Source organism: uncultured Aquincola sp., from assembly GCF_964001545.1.
In the GTDB taxonomy this organism is placed as follows: Bacteria; Pseudomonadota; Gammaproteobacteria; order Burkholderiales; family Burkholderiaceae_C; genus Aquincola.
Genome location: NZ_CAXFDV010000010.1, coordinates 1 through 6,439 on the forward strand (window position 1 = coordinate 1; position 6,439 = coordinate 6,439).

General features: G+C 70.2%; 6 protein-coding genes and 1 pseudogene. 5 read left to right on the plus strand and 2 right to left on the minus strand.

The genetic code is table 11. The features are described from left to right. Positions 1-312 (plus strand): annotated as a pseudogene (locus tag ABNT58_RS00370) (CoA pyrophosphatase); the annotation flags it as partial. A gap of 21 nt (positions 313-333) precedes the next feature. On the opposite strand, the gene ABNT58_RS00375 reads toward ABNT58_RS00370, so the two are convergent. After that, complete coding sequence (locus ABNT58_RS00375; protein WP_348751534.1) at positions 334-1,308, minus strand: LysR substrate-binding domain-containing protein; 975 nt, start codon at positions 1,306-1,308, stop codon at positions 334-336. Positions 1,309-1,419: 111 nt separating this feature from the next. Between ABNT58_RS00375 and ABNT58_RS00380 the strand changes: the two genes are divergently transcribed. Genes ABNT58_RS00380 through hpaI form a run of 4 tightly spaced genes read left to right on the plus strand, consistent with a single transcriptional unit; the run spans position 1,420 to position 6,198 of the window. Then, positions 1,420-2,400, plus strand: a complete 981-nt coding sequence (locus ABNT58_RS00380) for a tripartite tricarboxylate transporter substrate binding protein (RefSeq protein ID WP_348751535.1) — start codon at positions 1,420-1,422, stop codon at positions 2,398-2,400. A gap of 5 nt (positions 2,401-2,405) precedes the next feature. Further along, positions 2,406-3,932 (plus strand): altronate dehydratase family protein, encoded by a 1,527-nt coding sequence (locus ABNT58_RS00385; protein ID WP_348751536.1) that lies wholly within the window; start codon positions 2,406-2,408, stop codon positions 3,930-3,932. A gap of 11 nt (positions 3,933-3,943) precedes the next feature. Beyond that, positions 3,944-5,413 (plus strand): NAD-dependent succinate-semialdehyde dehydrogenase, encoded by a 1,470-nt coding sequence (locus ABNT58_RS00390; RefSeq protein WP_348751537.1) that lies wholly within the window; start codon positions 3,944-3,946, stop codon positions 5,411-5,413. Continuing rightward, positions 5,410-6,198 (plus strand): 4-hydroxy-2-oxoheptanedioate aldolase, encoded by a 789-nt coding sequence (gene hpaI / locus ABNT58_RS00395; RefSeq protein WP_348751538.1) that lies wholly within the window; start codon positions 5,410-5,412, stop codon positions 6,196-6,198. The genes ABNT58_RS00390 and hpaI overlap by 4 nt, the downstream gene beginning before the upstream one ends. A 13-nt stretch (positions 6,199-6,211) precedes the next feature. Here the strand turns inward: hpaI and ABNT58_RS00400 are convergent. Further along, positions 6,212-6,439: hypothetical protein (locus ABNT58_RS00400; protein ID WP_348751539.1), on the minus strand; the 228-nt coding region annotated here is incomplete at its 5' end.

Genomic DNA, 6,439 nt, shown 5'->3' on the forward strand with positions numbered 1-6,439 from the left:
GACTTCAGCACCCGCTCGGGCTTCGTCATCACACCGGTGGTGGTGTGGGCCGGGCCGGCGAAACTGCTGGTGGCCAACCCGGGTGAGGTGGACAGCATCCACCGCATCCCGGTGAGCGAGTTCCTGCGGCCCGACGCGCCGCTGCTGGAGACCGTGGACTCCAGCGTGCACCCGGTGCTGCGCATGCCGGTAGGCAGCAGCTGGATCGCCGCGCCCACCGCGGCGGTGCTGTACCAGTTCCGCGAGGTGTGCTTGCGCGGGCTGCCGACCCGGGTGTCGCACTTCGAGCAGCCCACCTTCGCCTGGAAGTGAATGGGGTCTGCCGCCGAGGCGTCACGCCAAGCGCCGCCGGCTGCGCTTGGCGGCGGCGTGCGGCACACGTTCGGCCGCCACTTGCCGCAGCAAGTCCAGAAGCCGGTCGCCGGCCGGCGTGCGCAAGCCGGTGCGCAGACGCAGCAAGCCCACCGGCGGCAGCTCGATCGGCACCGCCACCGGCAAGGTCACGGCCAGGCCTTGCTGCGCCAGATGGCGTGCCACCTCGCTGGCCACGAAGGCCACGCAGTGCCGCTGCTGCAGGAAGGTCAGCGTCATCAGGAACGAAGCCGACTCGATGATGTCGCCTGGCGGGTCGAGCCGGTGCTTGTAGAACATCTGGTCGAGCTTGATGCGCGATGAGGCCCAGGCCGGCGGCACCACCCACGGGTGCTGCGCCAGCAGCGCCCAGGCGGGCTGGCGCACGCTGGCCAGCGCATGGTCCGGTGCCACCACGACGGCCATCGATTCGGTGTACAGCGCTTCGGTCTCGAGGTCGGGCGCGGCATAGCCCGGCTCCAGCCGGCCGACGATGAAGTCCAGCTCGGCCACCCGCAGCCGCGGCAGCAGCCGCGACAGGTCTCCCTCTTCGATGGACACCACACAGCGCGGCGACTCGGCCTTGAGCCGTGCCACTGCGGGTGCCACCAGGCTGGGCGTGGCCACCACCATTGCGCCCACGCGGATGTGGCCGGCGCCGCCGCTGCCGATGGCCGCGATGTCCTCGCGCGTGCGGGCGTAGTCGGCCAGCACCGAGCGCGCAAAGCGCGCCACCTTCTCGCCGTAGGCCGTGGGCTCGGTGCCGCGTGTGGAGCGCACGAACAGCGGCAGGCCGAACATGCGCTCGATCTCGACCAGCGACTTGCTGACCGCGGGCTGCGTGAGCGAGAGGAACTCGGCGGCACGGCCCAGGTGCCGGAACTGGTCCAGCGCCACCACCAGTTGCAGGTGCTTGAGCTTGAGGTTGGAGCGCAGCACACGGTCGATGTCGCTCATGCGGGGGATCCCTGATACATGAAGAAAAAGGAATGTAGCCTGTCCACTTCTTCATTGGTTGGTGATGGTCAGACTCGCAAGAATCCGCTCAGACCAACGAAGGAGACAAGCATGCGCATCCAACGACGCCGCCTGGTCCTGGGCTCCCTGGGGCTGGCCGCCACGGGCCTGCCCGCCCTGGCCCGCGCCAACAGCTGGCCCGATCGGCCCATCACCTTCATCTGCCCCTGGCCGGCCGGCGGCACCGCCGACATGACCATGCGTGCACTGTGCGGCGTTGCCGCCCGGTCGCTGGGCCAGACGGTGGTGGTCGAAAACAAGGCCGGCGCCTCGGGCATGCTGGGCCTGAAGGCCCTGGCCACCGCCAGGCCCGATGGCTACACCATCGGCCAGATCCCGATCTCTGTCACGCGCTTTGCGCAGCTGGGCACGGTGCAGCTGGACCCGCTGAAGGACCTCAGCTTCATCGCCCGCACCTCGGGCCAGACCTTCGGCATCGCAGTGCGCGCCGACTCGCCCTGGACCACGCTGAAGGACTTCGTGGCCGCGGCCAAGGCGGCGCCGGGCAAGCTCACCTACGGCAGCGCTGGCATCGGCGGTGCCACGCACGTGGGCATGGAGGAATTTGCGCTGGTGGCCGGCATCCAGCTCAATCACATCCCCTACAAGGGTGGCGCGCCTGCGCTGCAGGACCTGCTGGGCGGCCAGATCGACGCGCTGGCCGACTCCAGCTCCTGGGCGCCGCACGTCACCTCGGGCAAGCTGCGGCTGCTGGCCACCTGGGGCGACAAGCGCACCCACGACTTCCCGGACGTGCCGACGCTCAAGGACAGCGGCTACGACCTGGTGGTGGATGCGCCCAACGGCGTGGGCGCGCCCCGCGGGCTCGATCCGGCGGTGCACAAGCGGCTGCGCGAAGCCTTCAAGGTGGCGGCTGCCAGCCCCGACTTCGCCGCTGCCTGCAGCCGCATCGACGCGCCGCTGATGTACCTGGACGCGCCCGACTACGAGAAGTACGTGGCCCACGTCTACCAGAAGGACACCCAGCTGATCGAGCGACTCAAGCTGCGCGAGCTGCTGGCCAAGGGTTGAGCATCGTGAACGGAGCTTCGCCCCTCATCCGGCTGCACCCCGACGACAACGTGCTGGTGGTGCGCCAGCCGCTGGCGCTGGGCCAGGAGCTGCCCGAATTCGGGCTGCGCACCCGCGCGCAGCTGCCCGCCGGCCACAAGATCGCGGCGCGGCCCATCGCCGCCGGTGAGCGGGTGCGCAAGTACAACGTGGTGATCGGTGCCGCCGCGCGCGACATCGAAGCGGGCGAGCATGTGCACGGGCACAACCTGGTGATGGTGGACGACCATCGCGACCCTGGCTTCGGCCTGGACGTCAAGCCCGTGGCCCTGCTGCCCGAGCGCGACCGCGCCACCTTCATGGGCTACGTGCGACCCGACGGCCGCGTGGGCACCCGCAACTACGTGGGGCTGATCAGCTCGGTCAACTGCTCGGCCACCGTCATCAAGCAGATCGCCGCGCACTTCACGCCCGAGCGGCTGGCCGCCTACCCGCACGTGGACGGCGTGGTGGCCTTTGCGCAGACCAGCGGCTGCGGCATGTCCAGCCCGAGCGAGCACTTCGACCTGCTGCGCCGCACGATCGCGGGCTATGCCACGCACGCCAACCTGGGTGGCGCGCTGCTGGTGGGGCTGGGCTGCGAACGCAACCAGGTGGCCGACCTGGTGGCTGCGCAGGGGCTGCAGCTCGGACCGCTGATGCGCAGCTTCGTCATGCAGGACACCGGCGGCACCCGCGCCACCATCGCCGCTGGCATCGCTGCCATCGAGGAGATGCTGCCGCTGGCCAATGCGGTGCGCCGCCAGCCGGTGAGCGCCGCGCACCTCAAGATCGGCCTGGAATGCGGCGGCTCCGACGGTTTCTCGGGCATCAGCGCCAACCCGGCGCTGGGCGCGGCGATGGACATCCTGGTGCGCCATGGCGGCACTGCCATCCTCAGCGAAACGCCCGAGATCCACGGCGTGGAGTTCATGCTGACGCGCCGTGCCATCAGCCCCGACGTGGGCCAGAAGCTGCTGGACCGCCTGGCCTGGTGGGAGCAGTACACCCGTGGCCACAACGCGCAGTTCAACGGCGTGGTGGGCGCGGGCAACCAGGCCGGCGGCTTGGCCAACATCATCGAAAAAAGCCTGGGCTCGGCGATGAAAGGCGGCACCACGCCGCTGATGGCGGTGTACCGCTATGCCGAGCCGATCGACCAGGCCGGCTTCGTGTTCATGGACTCGCCGGGCTACGACCCGGTGGCCGTGACCGGCCAGATCGCCAGCGGCGCCAACCTCATCTGCTTTACCACCGGCCGCGGCAGCATGTTCGGCAGCAAGCCGGCGCCAACGGTCAAGCTGGCCAGCAACACGCCCATGTACCAGCGGCTGCAAGAAGACATGGACATCAACTGCGGCCTGGTGATCGACGGCGAGCTGAGCGTGGCGCAGATGGGCGAGCGCATCTTCCAGCACTTGCTGCGCACCGCCTCCGGCGAGAAATCCAAGAGCGAAGCCCTGGGCCTGGGCGACCATGAATTCGTGCCCTGGCACCTGGGCATCACGAGCTGACCACACCCACCATGACACTGGTACTGCATCACACTGAACTGCTGCGCAGCAGCCACCTGATCGACGGCCGCTGGTGCGGCGAGCCGACCCACGAGGTGACCGATCCTGCCGACGGCAGCCTCGTCGCCCACGTGCCCGACGGCCGTGCGGCCGATGCCCGGGCCGCCGCCGACGCCGCCCATGCGGCCTTTGCCGGCTGGCGCCAGGTGCCGGCCCGGCAACGCGCCGCGCTGCTCAAGCGTTGGCACAACCTGGTGATGGCCCACCAGGATGACCTGGGCCGGCTCATCTCGCGCGAACAGGGCAAGCCGCTGGCCGAGGGCCAGGGCGAAGTGGCCTATGCGGCCAGCTACATCGAATGGTTCGCCGAGCAGGCCACCCGCGCCAATGGCGAGGTCATCCCTTCACCAGTTCGCGGCAGGCGTCTGATGGCGCTGCGTGAGCCTGTGGGCGTGGTCGCCGTCATCACGCCCTGGAACTTTCCGGCCGCGATGATTGCCCGCAAGATCGCCCCGGCGCTGGCCGCCGGCTGCACGGTGGTGGCCAAGCCGGCGGAGGACACGCCGCTGACCGCGCTGGCGCTGGCCGCGCTGGCCCAGCAGGCCGGGCTGCCGGCCGGCGTGCTCAACGTGGTCACGGCTTCGCGAGAGCGCACGCCCGAGGTGGTGGACGCCTGGCTGGACGACGACCGGGTGCGCAAGCTCAGCTTCACCGGCAGCACGCCGGTGGGCATGCACCTGGCGCGCCGCTCGGCCGACACGCTGAAGAAGCTGTCGCTGGAACTGGGCGGCAATGCGCCGTTCATCGTGTTCGACGACGCCGACCTGGACGCCGCGGTGGAAGGCCTGATGCAGGCCAAGTTCCGCAATGGGGGGCAGACCTGCGTCTGCCCCAACCGCGTCTATGTGCACGACGCCGTGCACGACCGCTTCGTCGAGCGGCTGGCCGCGCGCGTGGGGGCCCTGCGCGTGGGCCCCGCCGCCGACCCTTCGTCGCAGATCGGGCCGATGATCAACGCACGGGCAGTCGACAAGATCGAGCGCCATGTGCAGGACGCGGTGGCCCGCGGTGCCCAGGTGGTGGTGGGCGGGCGGCGGCTCCAGGTGGGCGGCAGCAGCGGCCACTGGTATGCGCCCACGGTGCTGGTGGGCGCCACGCCCGACATGGCCTGCGCCTGCGAAGAAACCTTCGGCCCGGTGGTGCCCGTCACCCGCTTCACCGACGAAGCCGCCGTCGTGGCCGAAGCCAACGCCACGCCCTATGGCCTGGCAGCCTACTTCTACACGCAGAATGCCCAGCGCATCTGGCGCGTGGCCGATGCCCTGGAGACCGGCATCGTCGGCATCAACGAAGGCGCGCTCGCCGCAGAAGCAGCGCCTTTCGGCGGCGTCAAGCATTCGGGCTACGGCCGCGAAGGCTCGGTGCACGGGTTGGACGACTACCAGCACATCAAGTACGTGTGCCAGGGAGGATTGGCATGAATACCTTCAAGCAGGCCCTGCAGCAGGGCCGACCGCAGATCGGCCTGTGGCTGTCGCTGGCGCAGGCCTACACGGCCGAGCTGTGCGCCAGCGCCGGCTTCAACTGGTGCCTGATCGACGGCGAACATGCGCCCAACGACGTGCGCAGCACGCTGGCGCAGTTGCAAGCGGTCGCGCCCTATTGCAGCCACTCGGTGGTGCGCGTGGTGCAAGGGGAGACGGCGCTGATCAAGCAGATGCTGGACATCGGCGTGCAGACCCTGCTGGTGCCCATGGTCGACACCGCCGAGCAGGCGCGTGCGCTGGTGGCTGCCACCCGCTACCCACCCGAAGGCGTGCGGGGCGTGGGGGCGGCGGTGGCCCGGGCCTCGCGCTGGGGCGCCCGCACCGGCTACCTGGACGAGGCCAACGACGAGGTGTGCCTGCTGGTGCAGGTTGAAACGGCCACCGCGCTGCGCAACCTGGACGAGATCTGCGCGGTGGACGGCGTGCACGGCGTGTTCATCGGGCCGGCCGACCTGGCGGCCTCCATGGGCCACCGCGGCCAGCCCGGCCACCCGCAGGTGCAAGCCGCGATCGACGACGCCATTCGCCGCATCACCGCCAGCGGCAAGGCAGCCGGCACGCTCACCGGCGACACCACGCTGGCGCGCCACTACCTGTCGCTGGGCGCAAGCTTCGTGGCCGTGGGCATCGACACCATTTTGCTGGCGCAGGCCACGCGCCGCCTGGCCAGCGAGTTCGACCTGGGCCCGGCGCCCGCTGCCCCGCGCGGCCCGTACTGAGCGGCCGCGCCGGTCAAAAACAGTTCGCCGCGTCCATGCCCATGCGGCAGCTCCAGCGGAAGTACTCGCCGCCCTGCTTGACCGAGCGGCGGAACACGGCGGTGGATTCCTGCGCGATGGCATCGGGCAGCGGCACCGCCAGCGGTGCGCCGCTGCTGTTGGTGTGGAAGTTGAGGAAGCAGGTGCTCTGCGGCGGGCACAGGCGCTCGATCTGGCGGGTGTAGGCCTCGCGGTCGCGGGC